This is a genomic window from Thalassotalea sp. SU-HH00458, assembly GCF_040362795.1.
Classification (GTDB): Bacteria; Pseudomonadota; Gammaproteobacteria; order Enterobacterales; family Alteromonadaceae; genus Thalassotalea_H; species Thalassotalea_H castellviae.
Genome location: NZ_BAABWW010000006.1, coordinates 77,019 through 96,356 on the forward strand (window position 1 = coordinate 77,019; position 19,338 = coordinate 96,356).

The window sequence follows — 19,338 nt, forward strand, 5'->3', positions numbered from 1 at the left end:
ATTTTTCGGCGTAATCATAGTCGAGTTTTCACGAGAAATTAAGAGCTAATGCACTAATATTTTCGCCTTGCCTTAAAATTTCAACGTATTTTGAATATTTTCTAACGCACAACCCTAAGATTGTAGATAACTACAACAGCAAAACTAAAAGAGAATAATTATGACAAGCCAGTCTTTATTTTTAGACAAAATCAAACAAAGTTTATGCCCGCCTGGAAATGGCGTGTTTACAGTGAATACTGCAAAAGAGCGTAAAGAACAATTACATCAAGCATTGTACGGCCAAACAGATAACATCGAATCTATTTGGTCTGATAGCTTAAATAACCTTCCCGATTCTTCTGCTGCAGTTATATTAGGCATTGCATCAGATTGTGGCGGCGGCATATTAAGAGGTGCCAATTGGGGGCCTCTATTTGTTCGTTCGACGTTATTAAATCAACACTCAGGTTTAAATGTATTTGATATGGGGGATGTCAGAGTTATCCCTCACCTTTTACACGATAAATACTTAAATGAACCTACTATCGCCAACTGTCGTAAAGCCTTATATCAAGATAAAGATAGCGATTTAGCAGTAAGTCCATTAACGATCACAGAAGATGTCCTGCATGATTTTTATGCAGAGTTTCCAAACAAAGGCATTTTTGGCATAGGTGGCGATCATTCAATTAGCTATCCATTAACCAAAACCTATTTACAAGCGAAGAAGAAACAAGGAAAGCGAGCAGCTATTATCCATTTTGATGCACATACCGATTTATTAATAGAACGTTTAGGCATCGACTTATGTTTTGGCTCATGGTGTACGCATATTTTAGATGACCTGCATGAAAAAAATCATTTAATCCAAATTGGTATTCGCTCAAGCGGTAAACCTAAAGAGCACTGGGAAAGCACATTCGGCGTAAAACAACATTGGGCTCACGAAATCAGAGAAAACGGCGTAGCACCGATTATAGCGAATATTTTAAGCCAACTAAAAGAGCAAGCGATTGACGAGTTATATGTCAGCTTTGATATTGATGCGATCGATGAAGCTTATGCTTCTGCAACTGGCACACCAGAGCCTGACGGTTTAACGCCTGTTGAAGCGATGGATATTTTAAAAGCATTAGCTGAGCAATACCCTATAACAGGTGCTGATATGATGGAAATAGCCCCATTTACTGACAGTTCAGGTCGTGGTGCTAGTAGCAGTGAAACGACTTTAAAAGTAGGTGGAGAGATTTCAGCATTTTTACTCAATGAAATGGCAAAAAATTAAAAGTATGTGTAAGTTGCTTATTACTATATAAGTTACTTTTAAAGATAAAAAAAACCGCTAAAAAGCGGTTTTTTTATTCGCAGTAATATAAGTTTCTTATTGAATCACAATATTAATGCCATTAAATACGGTTGTTACTCCACTTGGTGTTTCTACAACAATTTCTAATGGACCGCTAGTTGGCTCAGCCTCACCTTTAATAGCAACACCAAAACTGCTGCCTCCGTTACTGGCATCACCAGGCCAAGTATAAGTTCCTGTGCCAACAACAGAACCAACACTTGCAACAAAGGATACCAAAGTACCAGATGGCATAGGTTGATTATGTAAATCAGCAATAATAATACTTACAGTGCCCGTGCTCTCACCTGCAATATATAAAGATGTATCTTCACTATTATAGTTAGGATTTGCTACTTCAACTTCCGGAGTATTAGGATCATTATCATCATCTTGATAAACCGTTTGACTCACCGAATCATTTGTCGCTGTTAACGTAATATAAGGTGATGTACCCGACATAATAATAATGGTTGATCCTCTAACATTGGTGGAAACTTTTTCTGATTTTTTCGTAGGATCAGGCTCATCATCTGGGTTAGCACAATATTGATTACTAATCGTGGAGCCAGGATTAGTCACATCATTAAAACCACACAAAACACCGTTATAAACGTTATCTTGAAGATCAAAAACCCCGTTATTATTAAAATCAACAAATTCTTCTAATTCACCACCAATTTCAGCGCTGGTTTCAACCGGGTTATATACAAAGTCTTCATTGTGATCAACATAAGCTTCTTTTAAGTCATAAGGCATATCACTTACATTTAAACCTTGGAATAACGTAAACTCACTTTCATCAAAACGACCATTGCCATTTTTATCGGGAAATGATTCTTCACCAATTGCCGTTGCTAATATTGATACACGACCACCATACTCCTGACCTAGGTAGTTTTTACCATTGGCCAATGGTTCTCGAGCACAGAATATTGCGGGATTATTATTATCGGCAACCGTACAAAAAGAATTGGTTAGCGTTTGTCCTGCTGGTCTAGGGTTTTGACTTGTCCACATTACCGAACAAACACCATTTTGCGTAGTACAAGAAGAACCAATAGAACCGCCTTCTGTGGTAAAGTTCACCGCTGTTCCATCAGGAACTGGATTATTGAAAGCATCAGCCATTCGAACAGTAACAGGCACTTCAACACCATCTGCGGTCCAAGCTTCTGGGTTAGCGTTCCCACGAGCAATACTAAAACTATCTTGATCAGGCAAACCTGTTGAAACCACTAATTGGCTCGATTGAGTAAACACCACTGTCCCATCTAAGGTCGCTGTTGAAGCAATAACACGAATAGTTGTAGGTACTGTGCCAGAATTAACAACCGTTTGTACTATCCCTTCGGCATTACTGGTTGCTTCATTTTGACTCAATTTAATTCCGCCAACATCGGTATTTAATGCAAAATTAACTACTCGATTATTATACGGATTACCATCAGTATCTTTAACTTTAAATACCACGGTTGAACTTTCTGAACCTGAAACGATGCCGGCACCTAATATTCCAATATTTTGTGGCGTAGCTGAAACAAATTCAATACTGCCAATGTCAGCTGGTAAAACATTGATAGAACCCGAAGCCGATAGATTTATACCACCAGCATTTGCGGTGACATTTATTGGGTCATCTCCAACACAGCCTTGTGCAAGATAAGTACTTGTTGCAATGCCGTTAGAGGTAGTAATTGGACTACTTAATTTAGCAACAGATTGTGTGGAACAACTAGAAGAAAAATTAACATCGACAGGCTCAGTAAACAAATTCCCTTGATCATCAATAATAGACACGGTAATAACGCTGGTACCACCTGCTGATATTTGATCGAGGCTAATCTCTGCTACACCTTTAACAAAAGGCTCACCACTGCCCATTGAAACAGTTGAAGAACCAACAACAAAAATTGATTTACCTGTTTCACCACTCGTTATGGTGGCTGTGACTTCACCTGCACCAAGATTATCACCGGCAAAAATATCAACAACTGCTACATTATTATCATCAGTTATCGCTGAAGCGATAGGAATATCACCTACAGTTGATGAAAAATTAACAATTAACGGTGAATTAATACCTTCAAGTGTTGCCACAACTCGACCAGGTTTTGATGCAGTAATAGTATTCGTTTCATTTCCATCTTCATCAATCAGTGAAACTGTTATTTTAATATCGCCACCGACATTAATATCATCACCTTGGGTATTAAACCCCAGTGGAACACTAGATGATTCACCTGAACTTAACGAAGCGGTAATTTCTCCTGCGCCACGTACTGTTCCAGCAGTTAATATAATTGTTGCAACACCACTTTCATCTGTTAATGCCGAACCTGAGGCCGGTGAAAAAGCCCCTAAATCAGTTTCAAAAGTTACAGCTCTTCCTACGACAGGCTCTGTGCCTTGCATAACAGTTGCCGTGACATTAACTGGCTCAGCTCCTGTGACTGTCGTGTTTGAAATCGCTAACGTAAGTGTTATTTCATCAGTAGTATCCGTATCATTGTCAACGGTACCACCTGAACTAAGGCTACCATCTCCGCCACCACAGCCGATAAGACCAATGAAAAACATAATGAAACTTAAGCGTCTAAATAGCGCCATAAAAGCATCTCCCTGATGATGTTTTTGTTGTAAGCACCTTAATATTAACCGAAAAAAAACAAAAAGGTCACTAACTAATTAAAAAAAGCTTTTCTTATGAGGTTTTTAATCCACTAAATAGCTGATAACCTTAAGGCTGAAACACTTTTTAACTTAATAAAAAATTATAAAAATATGACAAATAAACATACTTCAAGTTTAACGACACGCATTGTAATAGGCATGGTGTCAGGTATTTTACTTGGGTTTTTATTACAAAAACTCATGCCCAATAGTTCTGATTTTGTGATCCCACTATATATTTTTGATATATCGATTCGAGCATTATTTGTCGAAGGTATTTTTAACGTAGGTGGACAAATATTTGTCGCCAGTTTAAAAATGCTAGTGGTGCCATTAGTGTTTGTATCACTAATTTGTGGAACTTGCTCTTTAAAAGATACGTCAAAATTAGGTAGGATTGGCGGTAAAGCAATTGCTTTATATTTGATTACTACTGCCATTGCAATTAGTTTTGCAATGAGCTTGGCATTGTTATTAAGCCCTGGTGAAGGGGTGAATATGACCGCTAACACCACGTTTGCTGCGAAAGAAGCCCCGTCGCTCGCTCAAGTATTTATTCAAATGTTTCCAAGCAACCCTTTTGCTGCTTTTGCCCAAGGTAATATGTTACAGGTTATTATCTTTGCTTTGCTTTTTGGTATAGCTATCGCACTTTCAGGAGAAGCTGGAGAGCGAGTGTCAAAATTATTCGAAGACTTAAATGTCGTTATCATGCGTTTAGTAACCATTTTAATGAATTTAGCCCCTTATGGTGTTTTCTGTCTATTAGCGAAATTATTTACGGACCTTGATATTAGTACGATCAAAAACCTTGGTATGTACTTTGGCGTGGTATTTTTTGCTTTAGTCATTCATGGCACTGTGACATATTCAGTAATATTAAAATTATTCACGGGACTTAACCCTCTCATCTTTATCAAAAAAATGCGCGATGCTATTTTATTTGCTTTCTCAACTTCAAGCAGTAACGCGACTATTCCGGTAACCATGGAAACCGCCACTAAAAAAATTGGTGTCGATAACTCTATAGCATCTTTCACCGTGCCTTTAGGCGCCACCATAAATATGGACGGTACCGCAATTATGCAAGGTGTTGCCACGGTCTTTATAGCGCAAGTATTTAATGTTGATTTATCGTTATCAGACTTTTTGATGGTGATTTTAACGGCAACATTAGCTTCAATAGGAACGGCAGGTGTGCCTGGCGTTGGATTAATCATGTTGGCTATGGTACTTGAGCAAGTGGGTTTACCGGTTGAAGGTATCGCGATTATCATTGGTGTTGATCGTCTATTAGATATGACAAGAACCGCTGTCAATGTTACCGGTGATTGTATGGTAACCACTGTGGTTGCAAAATCAGAAGGTCAATTTAATGAGTCAGTATTTTTAAATAAAAATGCTGGTCAAAAGATTGAAGAGATCGACTTTCATCACATTAACAAAGAGAGTTAATGCAATTAGTTAGCAAGCAATAGTCAATTTCAACGAATTAAAAAAGGTGCTTAATGCACCTTTTTAATTTTCTGCTAAACAAGATTAGTTATCGGGTAATTAAATATAATTTTTCTTTTAAATAACTCACCTTAAATGTTCGTTGAGCAAAGGTTTTATCCGCCAATTCATGCTCCGCTATACATTTCACATTAAAATTAGGAAATAAACGGTTAAGGTCATGCTCAAAAATAGCAAAAGGAGGGCCTGATAACTCCTGCTGTGGAAATTCTAGTGAGATCAAAAACAATTGCGTATGTTCACTGATAAACTCAGCTAAATGACTTGAGTAGCTCTGTTGCATTGTTTGCGGTAAAGCAATAATCGCTGCGCGATCATATATCCAATCAAAGTCTGGTAATAACTCTGTGGAAAGCTTAAAAAAGTCCCCTTGCCATAAAGTAATATTTTCAAAGCAATATTGTTTAAAGGTTTCTTGCGAATGTTTATCTTGAATATAAGTAGGCGTAACTGCTAGATTTTTTTCTCGAAAAAAGTCGCGACAAGCAATATCACTTAGCTCTGCCCCAACGACATCAAAATGTTCAGCAAGCCAGACCATATCATCTGACTTACCACATAAAGGCACTAAAACCGCTTGATTTTTATCAGTGTTGCTCTCAACATTTTTAGCGGATATCAAGGGTAATAAGTGCTGATAAAGAAAAGGGTGTACCGTCGTTTGGTGAAACCCTAAACTATTTTTTTCCCAGCAAGCATGCCAAAAAGAAGCTTTCATTAACGAACTTTTTAACTAGGAAAAATTCGATTGTTTTGCCATAACTTTCCTAAGAAAGATTCAGCAGATAAAGAAGCTGCTTTAGAAAACTTTTCAGCAAGGCCTTTCTTCGTTGCATATTTAATAGCAATCACTTTACTGGTTTTGCTTGCTTGGCATAAGTAATCGTCACTGGTGGTCACTACATCAACTAAGCCAACATCAATGGCTTTTTTACCCGACCATGTTTCGCCTGTCGCCACTTTTTCAATATCTAATTGAGGACGGTTTTCGCTGACATGCGCTTTAAATAAATCATGCATTTCTTCAATTTCTTCAACAAATTTCTCGCGGCCTTCATCGGTATTTTCGCCAAACATGGTTAATGTTCGTTTATATTTACCCGCAGTTAATTGTTCAAATTCAACATCATTTTTCTTTAAAATTTTATTAAAATTAGGTATTTGAGCTATTACGCCAATCGATCCTAAAATAGCAAAAGGTGCAGATAAAATTTTATCTGCCACACATGCCATCATATAACCACCACTGGCGGCAACTTTATCCACAGAAACGGTTAAAGGTATTTTTGCTTGGCGTATTCGTTCTAATTGAGACGCGGCTAACCCGTAACAATGTGCCATTCCCCCGCCACTTTCTAAACGAACTAAAACCTCATCTTTATCGGTCGCAACTAATAAAATAGCCGTGATTTCTTCGCGAAGTGATGAGACTTCCTTCGCATCAATACTGCCTTTAAAATCAATGACAAAAAGTTTAGGTTCATGGGCTAAATCGTCACCATCAGCCTGCTTTTTAGCGGCTGCTTTATCTGCCTTTTCTTTTTCCTTGGCTTGTTTTTTCTCTTGTTTTTCTTTTTCTTTTAATTGCTCTTTGTTTAACAAATGATGATTCATTTCATGTTCAATATCGTGTAATTGCTCAGAAATATCGGTGATTTCCAGCTCTCCTTTCTTGGAACCTTGTTTCATGGCAGATGAAGCGATCAAGGCAATAATGGCGGCGAAGGCCAACACAAACGTAATGGTTTTAGCAAAAAACAAACCATATTCATATAAAAATTCCAAAGTGACTCTCCAAAGTACGGGTAATTATTTAACAGGTAAAGGGACTACCTGTTTCTTTTATAACTATTAAATGGGGATGAAATATCATAAAAAAAGCCCTCTTGCTAGAGGGCTTTATAAACATGATCAAATAATCAAAAATAAGATAACCTTAATGAACGACTTCGGTATCCGTTACCATGATCATTTGACCGTCTGTCGCATAGAAGCCTGCCATTTGAGATTGCATCTCTTGAGTAGCACGACCACTTAATTCTGCATCAGGTGACGCATCATTAGGTCTTGGGTCTAAAATAGAACCATGATGACCATTGATAAATCTTACGGCACCTGATCCCATAGCAGTTTCAGAAACACTCGGTAAGCCAAGTAAAGCAATTGCCGGCTCAGTTCCACCAAGTGGTGTATAAGGAGCCGTGTTAGTCACGACTTGATCCGGCAAATTATCCATACCATTACCGACAACTTCAAACAATAACGTTGGCGTTTGAGTCGCCGCTAAAGCGCCTACATAGTTAATAGGATCACCCGAACCAGTCACTGTTTGTGCAATTAACGTAAATTGTGCAAAGCCAGCTTCTAAAGCTGCTTTTTGGCTATCATCTAAACTAGCATAAAAGCCTTCATATACTGCTGAAAGTTGATCTTGTGTATAACCTGCAGGAAATTGTGCATCTACAAACGCTTTAAAATCAGCAGATGATGCATAGGTTAAATTAGATTTAACTAACGATGAAAACGCTGGAGACGACACACCGAAGTTTGCCAACATTAAACCAGGCATCGCTAACACATTACTGGTGATTTTCGTTAACGCATCTACTTGAGGTGTCAATGGCGTATTCGCTAACGCTAACGCATTAATACCGTAAATAGCCCCTAACGAATGCCCTAAGAAATGCACTTTCGAGCTATTAATGTTAATTGGATTTCCTGAAGCATCAGCACCACCAAAGAAGTTAAGACCTAAGCGTAAACCCAAAATATCAAAAGCACTTTGACGTGTATTATCTCTCATGGTCAGTAAACTTGCTAAATTCACATAGTGTAATGCACTAACAGACGAAGCACTAATATCATCTTGACCATTACCTGTTAAATCAAACCCTCTAGTACCATGAAGAGGATAATCAATAGCCGCCGTAGCAAAACCATTAATTGATAACATACCCGTAGCTAATAACATCGCTTCTTTGGTTGAAGTGATACCGTGTTGCATAATAACAACAGGCCAACCATCAGCAGGTTCAGCGATAGGGTCCATACCGAAACTTGCTCGTACTGGATTTACCCAAGCTAAATCAGGCGTTGTCATTTGGACATCAATGGCCATTGAAGCTGTTTGTTTTGGTACTGGATTATATTTGGTTAAGTTACGTTCAGTATCAATTCCTAAATCACGTAAGCCTGGAGCTGCTAAACCGCTTGCTGCAGAAATAGCCATACACATAGCGTCAGTTTCACTGATTGGACTTGCAGGTATTGCAGCAGGGTTTTGAGCTGCTAATCCTGCTAGCATCGCACCTGAATCACAAAGACCTGTCCACCACGTATTGGTTGGTGCTAACGGGTTTTCAGCAGTTGGAACACCTAAATAGTAAGGTAAGGTAATACTACCTTTCATATAATTAGCTGCTGAATATAAAGGTACTGCTTCCGCCGGAATTTGTCCCGCTAAAACATCAGCAACCGATAATCCAGTATCCGCCATGCCTATTGATGGAAAAATACCTTGTTGTAAGTTATTCGCCATCAAACTTTTTAAGCTAAATAAGACGTCAGTAGTTGATTGTGTCGTCATTGCCATAGTGTAAATAATTGAATCATCTTCAACACCTGCACTGATAACGGCATCTTCATAACTATTAATCACTGCTTGTAAGCCACGTTGAGCATCATCACCCAAAGGTTGCGTGGCTGCATCTTGACGCATTAATTCATAGTAAGTAGAACCGGCAACTGGATTACCTTCTAAATCTTGCAAACTGTTTGTCATTGCAATCAAGTATGTAGTAGAACCTTTTAAAGGTTTTAAAGGGACAAAAGCAACATCATTACCTGATGCTTGAGTAATGAAATCTTCTGAGAAGATGAGTTCTTTGACTATTTTACACGCTAAACCACGAGGAACCGCAGCACAATCAGCATCATTGCTGTCTCCGCCCATAATGGCTTCAAACACTCTTATCGAAGAGGAATTCAATGCAGAACTTGGATCTAATGATGAACCTTCAGGGAAATCAATACCTAAAACAAACGGTTGTGCTGTTGCCCAACCATCTAGTGCACTAGCAGCAACGAAAGGATCTGAGCCATCGGTAGGATCTTCCACAGGAATTTCTAATGTTCCATCTTTCGTGCCTTGAAAAATCAAATCATTGGGTACAGATAAGCCATCAATTCCTAGCGATGGGTCAAAAATAACACGACCTGGAATTACAACAGAAGAACCATTTTCTGCAATTTCATTTTTTACATCTTGAACCGATTCATCATCACAAGCCGATAACCCAAGGGTTGAGGCAATTGCGAGACTTAGAACTAGTTTATTCATTATTTCTCCCCAGATACTAGTCTTTATTTTTATTTATTATAGGTGATGATATTGAGCAAGCATCAACTAGTTAGACCAGTTAAACTTAACCCAAGAATTCACTTAGTGCTAGCGGTTTTTTAAATAATTGCTAAATTGTTCGCTTTTTTAAGGAATATCATCAACATTTTACTCGTCAGTGTTTATCTCAAAGAGTAGAATACCCCCACTATTTTTACTATTTATTTTTCATATGTTTAATTACACACCTTCCGAAAATTGCTTACAAAATAAAACGATCTTAGTAACTGGTGCCGGTAGCGGCATTGGCCGACAAGCCGCACTAACTTACGCAACCTTAGGCGCGACTGTAATTTTATTAGGAAAGACTGTTGAAAAGCTTGAAAGCATTTATGATGAAATCGTTGAGAATGGTTATGCTGAGCCAGCCATTATCCCTTTAGATTTAAAAGGTGCGACCAAACAAAACTACATTGATATGGCATCAACCATCGCGAATCAATTTGGTAAACTTGATGGCGCTTTATTTAATGCTTCAATGTTAGGTGAACTTACGCCTTATAGTCAGATACATGAACAAATATGGCATGACGTAATACGAGTAAATGTCACGGCTCAACATTTAATGGCACAAGCTTTGATTCCTACCTTATTGCTTGCTGACAACGCGTCTTTAGTGTTTACATCATCAGGCGTTGGCAGCAAAGGACGAGCATTTTGGGGACCATATAGCGTGTCAAAATTTGCGACCGAAGGTTTAATGCAAGTGATCGCTGATGAATATGATGAATCGACACTGAGAGTAAATGCGATTAACCCAGGCGCAACTGCAACGCCTATGCGAGCCAGAGCTTACCCTGCAGAAAATCAAGAAAAGCTATCAACAGCTGAGCAAATAATGCCACTGTATGTATATTTGATGTCAGACGATAGTAAATCCGTGACGGGCAAAGTACTGAATGCTCAGTAATGACATTGTTTTTTACACTTAAAAGAAAAAACCGACATTAAGTCGGTTTTTTATTATTCCATTATCACAGAGAAAAAGTAATTGGCTCGCTAACGAAGTTCTCTTCTTAAAATTTTACCAACATTACTTTTCGGTAATTCATCTCTAAATTCTACTTGTTTTGGCACTTTGTAATTCGTTAAATTAATACGACAATGCGCGATAATATCTTCTTTTGTTAATGACTTATCTTTTAAAACAACAAATACTTTTATTTCTTCACCGCAAACTTCATGAGGAACACCGATGGCCGCGGCTTCTAATACGCCTGTGTGAGAAACAATAATTTCTTCAATTTCATTTGGAAAGACATTAAACCCAGAAACAATGATCATATCTTTTTTACGATCGACGATTTTAAAAAAGCCATTTTCATCCATAGTGGCAATATCACCTGTTGCCAGCCAGCCATCTTTTAATATTTCATCAGTCGCTTCAGGGCGATTATAATAACCAGTCATCACTTGCGGACCTTTAACCCACATTTCTCCCGGTTCATCAATAGCAGCCTCACTACCATCATCTTTAACAATGCGAATATCTGTCGAAGAAGCCGGTAAACCTATCGTGCCCGTATAGTGTTTTTGATTATAAGGACATAAGGTAACTAAAGGCGCACATTCTGTTAACCCGTAACCCTCCAATAATCGAGTGTTGGTAACTTCTTCCCATTTTTCAGCCACAGGACGTTGAACGGCCATGCCGCCGCCTAATGATACTTTTAAATAACTAAAGTCTAAATCAGCAAAACCTGGCGTATTTAATAAACCATTAAACAAAGTGTTAACACCGGTTAGTGCCGTAAATTGATATTTTGAGAGTTCTTTGACAAAACCAGGCATATCTCGCGGATTGGTAATAAGTAAATTTGTCCCACCTAAGGTAATAAACGTTAAGCAATTCGCGGTTAATGCAAAGATGTGATAAAGCGGAAGCGCCGTTACGACAAGCTCTTTTCCCTCTTCTAATTGAGGCTTAATAGCGGCTTTCGCTTGTTGAAGGTTTGATACCATATTACGATGCGTTAACATAGCACCTTTTGAAACGCCTGTCGTACCGCCCGTGTATTGTAGAAATGCTAAATCATCTCCAGTAAGCAATACAGGTGTATAGGGTAATGCCAAGCCTTTACTTAAAACGTGATTAAAACGAACGGTGTCAGCAAGCTTAAAACTAGGCACCATTTTTTTCACGTATTTAACAGCAAAATTGACGATAGCACCTTTTACCATACCTAAACGATCACCCAGTGAGGTTAAAATAACATGCTCAACAGGGGTTTTATCAATCACTTGCTCTAAGGTATTAGCAAAGTTTTCAATAATTAATATGGCTTTCGTGCCTGAATCTTTTAATTGGTGCTCTAACTCTCTTGCTGTATAAAGCGGGTTCACGTTTACTACCGTGAGCCCAGCTAATAAAGCGCCAAATAACGCGATCGGATATTGCAAGCAATTAGGCACCATAATGGCAAATTTATCGCCTTTTTTTAACCCCATTTCTTGTTGTAAATACGCGGCAAAGGCTTTGGCTTGTTGCTCTAATTCTGCGAAAGTTATTTCAGCACCCATATTAATAAAAGCAGGACGGTTTGCGTAAATACCTACATACTTATTAAACAACTCAACTAAAGAAGCATACTTATCAGGATCTATTTCATGTGGAACTCCTGGTGGGTAACTTTTTTCCAACCAAATTTTATGAGCGGCACTTTGCACTTGCTATCTCCTCTTCGTATTAGCAACTTCAACACTAGACTTTTATTAGTGAATTTTTGTCAGTATAGTTTAATCACTTAACAATTTATTATAGTAATGTTTAATGAGTCTAGGCTTTATTATTTTTAAACGCTTGTTTGAATCATGAAGTTTTACTTGAATACTGGTCTAATGTCTATAATTTTTCCACGCTTTCTCAACATTCGTCAGAAAAAACTAATGATCGTCCTGATTTTCAATAAATGACTCAATAAAGACTGCTGTTTTTTTAGCTTGTTCCATATGAATATGGTGACCTCCGGTTAATTTATGAGCTGTAAAACATTTAAATAAAGGGGCAAAATGTTCCAACCCTAGTTCAACTAGCTCAATTCCTTTATCACCATATATAAGTTGTACTGGCGTGGTAATATCTTGGATAAATTGTTTTGCTTGAGAAAAAGTTAATCGATAAGGCGAGGTATTTCTTAGCCGACTATCGGATCGCCAAGTAATACCTTTATCGAGCGTGATACAACCTCGCTCAACAATTAATTTTGCATCTTGATAACTAAGATCAGAAACACTTCTACGTGCTGTAATGGCTGACTCAAGATCACCATGAAGTGGTTTTCTTTTTGATTTCAGCTTTAACCGACTTAACATACCTTTACGTAATTGTTGGGTAGTTTCTGCTGACTTGGCACTTATAAAACCGATGGAATCAATTAAAGTTAAGCTTTTTACTTTTTCTGGAAAAGCCGCGGCAAAAGCGGAAGCTATCATGCCCCCCATAGAATGCGCAACGATATCAACCGACTGCCATTGATTAAATTCAAAAAGTAACACTAAGTCATAAACATAATCGATAAAATGATAATGGGCATCTTGACTACGATGGGCAGAGTGTCCATGCCCTGGCCAATCAATCGCAATGATTTGATAATCATTGAGCTCAGTCATTAACGGAACAAAGCTAGCCGCGTTATCTAACCAGCCATGCAGACATAAAAGAATAGGTTGACACTTATGCCCTTTCTTTAAACCGCGCAATTCAATTTCAGGCATTGAATATCGAATATCTTCGATAGCTTGATTATGTTCGATTGTATTGAACGGGGATCGATTGTGCTTCGATTGATTAGTCATTAATTACTTTTTTTCGTTGAACTTGCCTTTTTTACATTTTTATTAACTGGATAAAAGATAGGAGAATAATGGCGTGGGCGAGGATTATACCAAAGCGATGGTGTATACCACATAGGTTGATGGGTAATTTTCACATCAATTTTCTTAATTTCTTTCCATAAATGTATCTTGCTGGCCTTTAATACAGGGTAATCATATTCATGTTCGCCAATTTTTCCGGCTTCAGTTTTAGCAACTTTACCTATCGCGGTAATGCTACGTCCTTCTTTATAAATAATCGGATCGAGAAACCCTTGATAATAGACTTTAAAGCGGCCTTGTGTTTGATCTTTTTGTAAAGGTCGAGTTGAAGAACTTAATTGAAAATGAACCACTTCAAGCATAGTGTTTTCAGCATTATTTTCAATTTTGGCGATAACCCCACCCCAACGAGCATCATTGCCTAAATGAGCAGAATTATTATCCCTGACATCGGTAAAAGACGTTAAAGCAACATTGTCTTCCACACGCAATGACTCAGGAATATGGACACACCCAGAAACAAAAATAGTAAGCGACAATAAAACTAACAGCTTCTTTAACATAATAAATTCCTTTGATTTTAATGCGTCTAGTATTAATTAATAAAAAATATAAATAATAAAAGAACTAAATAACAAAACGATTGCATACTTTACTGAACACTATTTTTAACGAGGTTTTAATTGCGTTAATTTTAGCACCCCAATACCACCGAGAGTAAACCAGATACAAACCCAAACAAATTCGGGTATTCCCGTTAATTGAGCTAATGAAGCGCCATCACCTATTGAACGGCCATCAATCAAATACCACGGACTTTTCAGACTATTTAATAAAACGCTTGTGCCAATCAATTGCAATAGTATTTGAAAATATTGTAAATTTTCGAGCTTAAACTTTAACACTATTACCACCAATAAAACCGCCATAATAGCAAAACTAAGTAAATCTCTAATCCAAAAAATAATGGTTGATAGCAATAATATCAGTATTACCGCACTAAATATTTGCGCAATACGTTGATGCATGGCGGCAAAATAATAAATAGCAACACCCCAAAATACGGCTCCTGCATAGCCAAAAAAGCTAATTAACAACCGATTTCCACCTTGCGTAGTACATAATCCAGCACCATTTGGAAACAATTGTATGTTGATAATACTACCACCCGTCACTAATGCTGCAATACCATGACTTACTTCATGAAAATAACTTTCAAACCACTTTAACGGTAAAGAAACAATAGGAACTTCAAGCAAGAGTGCCGCTGAAAGGAAAATAATCCAAAAGCGATATTGATTAAAAAAAGAAGTTGATGGTAACTTTTCAGACATGAAGTAATGTAGAATTAACGCAGTGCATTACGCATATAAGTCAACACCAAACGTTTCTTGAATGCTGTCTCTCTGTGCAATTCCACCAATCGACTGATATGCAGATACTGCCGTTAAATTTTGTTGGGATGGTTGATCATAGCCCGCTTTTTGTGACTCAGGCGCTTGACTTCGACTTTGAGCATTATTGTCAACATTGGCATTTAGCTGTTGATTTTGTTCAACGAGTTCAATAGCCGCTGGATCAATATCCAAACGTTCATTGTCATTATTTTGCTGAGTATTTTGTGTGTTCTGTTGACGTGCTTTTTCTTGCTCTTGTTGCACCACTAAACGATCACGCTGTTCATTGACGCGAGATTGTTGTTCTCCGCCTATATTCAATGCGGATTGTGGGGTAAATGAACTAGCACTATTAATTTGCATAACTTAAATTTATCAAATTTTCGAAAGAAAACAAAATATAATCATAAAATAATGGTTTTATTCTCTGCCCGGTAATTTCTTCCAAGACACGGTATCGCGAACATAAACAGGTTGTGCATACTCCGCACTAACACCATTCCCTGCTTGAAACTCATGTTTAGCAATAGTTAGCATAGCGCTGGCATCGGGAAATAATATTTCTGGAGAGTCTGGATTCGTTTTTAACGATGATAACTCAGCTGGATAAGCATCCCAACCTGAACCCACGCCATAAGATTTTTGTGTATGTGCGTTTAGATATTCAGCTAGATCTGCAGGAGGTAAGACTTTTTCGTCAACAACAGGAGTCATAACACCGTGCTCATTTAATTGATAAAAACCGGCGTAAACTTCAGACATTCTCGCGTCAATTACCGCAATGACTTCAGTTTGTTGATACTTTTCATACGCTTGTTGTGCCATTGTTTGTAGCGTTGACACACCGACAACTGGTAATTCTGCAGAAAATGCCAAACCTTGCGCAACACCTACACCAATACGAACACCAGTAAAACTTCCAGGGCCCCGACCAAAAACTAAACCATCAAGTTCAGCTAATCCTATTTTTGCTTGCTTTAATAAACGATCAACCATAGGTAACAAAACTACACTATGTGATTGCGGGCATAATTCAAATTCGCTGTGCAAATGATTTTCAAGGTTTATGGCAACTGAACAAGCTTCTGTAGAAGCATCTATCGCAATATATTTTGACATACTATTCTTTTTCAATGGTTAAATTATTTGAGGTAAGGGTCGCTAAAAAATGACTCGCTTTTTCAATATTTCTGCTTCGTCTCATATCTGGTAAGCTTTTTAAAAAGACTTGCCCGTATGGACGAGTTACTAATCTATCGTCACATATTACCATGACACCTTGGTCGGTAACATCACGAATTAACCTTCCAACTCCTTGTTTTAATGCAATGACCGCTTGAGGCAACTGAATTTCACTAAAGGGATCACCGCCTTGACGACGAACATCTTCACTTCGAGCTTGTAACATAGGATCGTCTGGAGACGCAAAAGGTAACTTATCAATAATAACACAGGTGAGCTTGTCCCCTCTGACATCAACACCTTCCCAAAAACTGGCTGTTGCTAATAATACCGCAGAATCCCTGGCGATAAACTCATCAAGAATTTTGCGTTTGCTCATTTGCCCTTGCACAAGTAAAGGGTTTTGAATGTGCTCTGATAATATTTCCGCGACTTGGTTTAACATTCGATAACTTGTGAACAAAAAGAAACAAGCTCCCTGACTTGCTTCAATTAACGGCATAGCAATATTAGCAAGTGCTTGAGCGCGTTGAGGGTGATTGGCAGCAGGTAAATAACGTGGCACGATCAGCTGGGATTGATTGATATAATCAAAAGGGCTATCTACGAGTAATGTAGTCGCTTGTGTTAACCCTAATTGGTCTGAGAAATGTTCAAATCCGCCATTAACAGCAAGTGTTGCCGAGGTAAATACCCAACCAGCATTTGAATCTTTAATATAATCACTGAATTTTTCCGCGACACTTAATGGCGTTAAATGTAACACAACATGACGACGAGTAGTTTCATACCAAAAACTCATACCATTTTGCTCAACATTAGCCATTATCTCATATTTTGACAGTATATTCACTGCACGTTCGAAGCAATTATCAATCGCTTCATTTCGAGATAAACACAATTTAATGACCTGATATAAAAAATCTAGATCGGTTTTTAAATTCTTAAAAGCCTGATTAAATCGAGGCAGATTAATTTTTTCACGCCAATTACCACGCTCGGGATCATGATTAAATAACAACCTAAATTCTTGGGCTGTTTTTTGGCATTTTTCCGCCGCTTTTCCTAATTGTTTCACATCGGTTAATTCCGTATGAAACTGCTGAATAACATCAGAGCATAAATCTAAGATCTGACGGGTAGAAAACGCTTCGCCAAAATACTCACTTGCAATATCAGGAATTTGGTGTGCTTCATCAAAAATAACAACGTCAGCTTTAGGAATTAATTCACCAAACCCAGTATCTTTTAAGGCCATATCAGCAAAAAACAAATGGTGATTTACCACAACCACATCGGCATCTATTGCTTTCTTTCGAGCATTAATTAAATAACAATCATCAAAATGCGGACAATCTTTCGCTAAACAATTATCGACAGTACTTGTCACATAAGGAAAAATCCCAGAATCTTCAGCCACATTCACCAATTCGCCAATATCGCCGCTGGTGGTTGAATTGGCCCACTTTCGAACATTAACAAAATCAGCCAGCATTGCAGCATCAAGTTGACCGCGTTCTTTGACATAAAGTTCCAGTCGATAAATACATAAATAGTTAGCCCGCCCCTTTAATAAAGCAATTTGCGCGTTAGTTGCCATGGCTTTTCGTATGAGGGGAATATCTTTATGAAAAAGTTGTTCTTGAAGGTTCTTGGTACCCGTAGAGACAATTATTTTTTTTTCAGACAGTAATGACGGGATCAAATAAGCGAATGTTTTCCCTGTGCCCGTGCCTGCTTCCACAATTAAACTTGCTTTATTTTCAATCGCTAAATCAACTTCCACCGCCATATCTATTTGAGCTTGACGAGGTGAATAGCCCTTAAGAATTTTAGCCAATAAGCCAGATTGAGAAAAAGCGTGTGCTACAAGAGACATATCGTGAGGTTAACTCATTCGATAAAATATTTGTCGTCATTATACTGATTCCAACAAAAGTTGCATCGAATAACCTCTGACTCCATACATTTAAATCTCATGAAGAGGAAAGTTTAACGGGCATTTCTCTAACTTTTAAATTCACCCCGCTTTCGATTAAAAATTGATAAAAATCAACCAAGTTACAACTTTCAACTTGTTGACAAACAATGCCATATTTAATAATTGCTCTTTTGTTACTTTGCAATGCCGCTTGTTGCAACCAATATAAAGCAAGGTCTAAATTTTTATCTGTTGCAAGCCCTTCAAGATACATTTGTGCTAAACGAATTTGCCCTTTTGGGAGTCCTAATGTTGCCGACTGGGTAAAATATTGGAATGCTTTATGTAAACCTTGTTCGTCATACGGATCTTCAAAATAAGCGACACCAGACAAATATTCTTTTTTACCCAATATAAAGGTACTTGAGTTTTCAGGAGGCGTTGCGGGACTGATGAAGTTACCAAATACTTTATTTTGCCAAGGTCGTTTAACTAGATAAATAGCGCCAGCACTTCTTAATGCTTGTATTTCTTGATGTGAAAAGTTAATGCGTTCGGGCTGAAAATATTCATTGTATCTTAATTGCCCAAAACGAATACTATCTGCAGCTTTATGCTTACTTGGAAACAATAAATCACCGTAACGTAATGTAATAATATCACCGGTGATATCAAAGACCTTGGCAATTCTATATTTTTCTTTTGGTCTTAAACTTTCATTAAATAAACGAAAATCTAGAAAATAAATATCATCAATTCTAGGTGATAAAACGAGCTGTTCAGTAAGCGATTGTTCATGGTGATGTTGTTGATACTTGAAAGCAATTAAAGATACTACCAGTATAAGAACAACGAATTTAAGCAGGTTAGCGATAAAGGTATTGGACGAAAAAAAGTTTGTTGAAACATAGATATTCAAAATATATTTTTTCAGTTGGTTGAAAAAATTATCCATTGTTTCATTTGTTTGATAGTTAACCACAGTAACTCATCACCATTATCGTTTAATTATTAAGCTATTAATATCAGTAATTAAACGTAACATCAACATAAAATACTAAGCCTTTCGTATAAGGTTGAGTTGTTAAAATAAAAGTTGTTAAAATAA

The 19,338-nt window shown here is 37.7% G+C and carries 15 protein-coding genes; 3 read left to right on the forward strand and 12 right to left on the reverse strand.

Annotated elements, in window-relative coordinates; all coding sequences use genetic code 11:
* Positions 1-160 precede the first annotated feature (160 nt).
* On the forward strand, positions 161-1,267 hold the full coding sequence (locus ABXH06_RS10640) for an arginase family protein (RefSeq protein ID WP_311576667.1): 1,107 nt from the start codon (positions 161-163) through the stop codon (positions 1,265-1,267).
* A gap of 96 nt (positions 1,268-1,363) precedes the next feature.
* Here ABXH06_RS10640 and ABXH06_RS10645 read toward each other — a convergent pair whose 3' ends face one another.
* The gene (locus ABXH06_RS10645) at positions 1,364-3,937 is read right to left on the reverse strand and encodes a hypothetical protein (protein ID WP_353518199.1); all 2,574 of its coding nucleotides are present in this window, start codon (positions 3,935-3,937) and stop codon (positions 1,364-1,366) included.
* Between the two features lie 174 nt (positions 3,938-4,111).
* On the opposite strand from ABXH06_RS10645, the gene ABXH06_RS10650 reads away from it, so the two are divergent.
* Positions 4,112-5,455 carry a dicarboxylate/amino acid:cation symporter gene (locus ABXH06_RS10650; protein WP_353518200.1) on the forward strand — a complete coding sequence of 448 codons (1,344 nt, stop codon included), beginning with the start codon at positions 4,112-4,114 and terminating at the stop codon, positions 5,453-5,455.
* Positions 5,456-5,543: 88 nt separating this feature from the next.
* Here the strand turns inward: ABXH06_RS10650 and ABXH06_RS10655 are convergent, their stop codons facing one another.
* The 3 genes from ABXH06_RS10655 to ABXH06_RS10665 all read right to left on the reverse strand — a co-directional run bounded on the left by ABXH06_RS10655 (position 5,544) and on the right by ABXH06_RS10665 (position 9,854).
* Positions 5,544-6,233, reverse strand: a complete 690-nt coding sequence (locus ABXH06_RS10655; RefSeq protein ID WP_311576677.1) for a class I SAM-dependent methyltransferase — start codon at positions 6,231-6,233, stop codon at positions 5,544-5,546.
* A gap of 11 nt (positions 6,234-6,244) precedes the next feature.
* Positions 6,245-7,300, reverse strand: coding sequence for a protease SohB (gene sohB / locus ABXH06_RS10660; protein WP_311576680.1), 1,056 nt, complete (start codon positions 7,298-7,300; stop codon positions 6,245-6,247).
* Between the two features lie 151 nt (positions 7,301-7,451).
* Positions 7,452-9,854, reverse strand: coding sequence for a VolA/Pla-1 family phospholipase (locus ABXH06_RS10665; protein ID WP_353518201.1), 2,403 nt, complete (start codon positions 9,852-9,854; stop codon positions 7,452-7,454).
* A gap of 232 nt (positions 9,855-10,086) precedes the next feature.
* On the opposite strand from ABXH06_RS10665, the gene ABXH06_RS10670 reads away from it, so the two are divergent.
* Complete coding sequence (locus ABXH06_RS10670; protein WP_311576685.1) at positions 10,087-10,824, forward strand: YciK family oxidoreductase; 738 nt, start codon at positions 10,087-10,089, stop codon at positions 10,822-10,824.
* Between the two features lie 89 nt (positions 10,825-10,913).
* On the opposite strand, the gene fadD is transcribed toward ABXH06_RS10670, so the two are convergent.
* From fadD to ABXH06_RS10710, 8 genes are all read right to left on the reverse strand, one after another.
* Entirely contained in the window at positions 10,914-12,581 is a 1,668-nt protein-coding gene (fadD, locus tag ABXH06_RS10675; protein ID WP_311576688.1) for a long-chain-fatty-acid--CoA ligase FadD, read from the reverse strand.
* 216 nt (positions 12,582-12,797) lie between these two features.
* Complete coding sequence (locus tag ABXH06_RS10680; RefSeq protein WP_311576691.1) at positions 12,798-13,709, reverse strand: alpha/beta fold hydrolase; 912 nt, start codon at positions 13,707-13,709, stop codon at positions 12,798-12,800.
* Entirely contained in the window at positions 13,709-14,293 is a 585-nt protein-coding gene (locus ABXH06_RS10685) for a Slp family lipoprotein (protein WP_353518202.1), read from the reverse strand. The genes ABXH06_RS10680 and ABXH06_RS10685 overlap by 1 nt, the downstream gene beginning before the upstream one ends.
* Positions 14,294-14,398: 105 nt before the next feature.
* Positions 14,399-15,064 (reverse strand): M50 family metallopeptidase, encoded by a 666-nt coding sequence (locus ABXH06_RS10690; RefSeq protein WP_311576697.1) that lies wholly within the window; start codon positions 15,062-15,064, stop codon positions 14,399-14,401.
* A gap of 27 nt (positions 15,065-15,091) precedes the next feature.
* The gene (locus tag ABXH06_RS10695; protein WP_353518203.1) at positions 15,092-15,490 is read right to left on the reverse strand and encodes a hypothetical protein; all 399 of its coding nucleotides are present in this window, start codon (positions 15,488-15,490) and stop codon (positions 15,092-15,094) included.
* Between the two features lie 57 nt (positions 15,491-15,547).
* Positions 15,548-16,246, reverse strand: coding sequence for a tRNA (adenosine(37)-N6)-threonylcarbamoyltransferase complex dimerization subunit type 1 TsaB (gene tsaB, locus ABXH06_RS10700; RefSeq protein ID WP_353518204.1), 699 nt, complete (start codon positions 16,244-16,246; stop codon positions 15,548-15,550).
* A gap of 1 nt (position 16,247) precedes the next feature.
* Entirely contained in the window at positions 16,248-18,188 is a 1,941-nt protein-coding gene (gene yoaA, locus ABXH06_RS10705) for a DNA repair helicase YoaA (protein WP_311576710.1), read from the reverse strand.
* A gap of 97 nt (positions 18,189-18,285) precedes the next feature.
* A complete protein-coding gene (locus ABXH06_RS10710; RefSeq protein WP_353518205.1) occupies positions 18,286-19,212 on the reverse strand; it encodes a tetratricopeptide repeat protein in 927 nt (308 codons plus the stop codon).
* Positions 19,213-19,338: the final 126 nt, after the last annotated feature.

What these genes read in the sequence shown, in the direction of transcription:
- ABXH06_RS10640 (WP_311576667.1), top strand. Translation starts at nt 161, where the DNA reads ATGACAAGCCAGTCTTTATTTTTAGACAAAATCAAACAAAGTTTATGC.
- ABXH06_RS10645 (WP_353518199.1), bottom strand. Translation starts at nt 3,937, where the DNA reads ATGGCGCTATTTAGACGCTTAAGTTTCATTATGTTTTTCATTGGTCTT.
- ABXH06_RS10650 (WP_353518200.1), top strand. Translation starts at nt 4,112, where the DNA reads ATGACAAATAAACATACTTCAAGTTTAACGACACGCATTGTAATAGGC.
- ABXH06_RS10655 (WP_311576677.1), bottom strand. Translation starts at nt 6,233, where the DNA reads ATGAAAGCTTCTTTTTGGCATGCTTGCTGGGAAAAAAATAGTTTAGGG.
- ABXH06_RS10665 (WP_353518201.1), bottom strand. Translation starts at nt 9,854, where the DNA reads ATGAATAAACTAGTTCTAAGTCTCGCAATTGCCTCAACCCTTGGGTTA.
- ABXH06_RS10670 (WP_311576685.1), top strand. Translation starts at nt 10,087, where the DNA reads ATGTTTAATTACACACCTTCCGAAAATTGCTTACAAAATAAAACGATC.
- ABXH06_RS10680 (WP_311576691.1), bottom strand. Translation starts at nt 13,709, where the DNA reads ATGACTAATCAATCGAAGCACAATCGATCCCCGTTCAATACAATCGAA.
- ABXH06_RS10685 (WP_353518202.1), bottom strand. Translation starts at nt 14,293, where the DNA reads ATGTTAAAGAAGCTGTTAGTTTTATTGTCGCTTACTATTTTTGTTTCT.
- ABXH06_RS10690 (WP_311576697.1), bottom strand. Translation starts at nt 15,064, where the DNA reads ATGTCTGAAAAGTTACCATCAACTTCTTTTTTTAATCAATATCGCTTT.
- ABXH06_RS10695 (WP_353518203.1), bottom strand. Translation starts at nt 15,490, where the DNA reads ATGCAAATTAATAGTGCTAGTTCATTTACCCCACAATCCGCATTGAAT.
- tsaB (WP_353518204.1), bottom strand. Translation starts at nt 16,246, where the DNA reads ATGTCAAAATATATTGCGATAGATGCTTCTACAGAAGCTTGTTCAGTT.
- yoaA (WP_311576710.1), bottom strand. Translation starts at nt 18,188, where the DNA reads ATGTCTCTTGTAGCACACGCTTTTTCTCAATCTGGCTTATTGGCTAAA.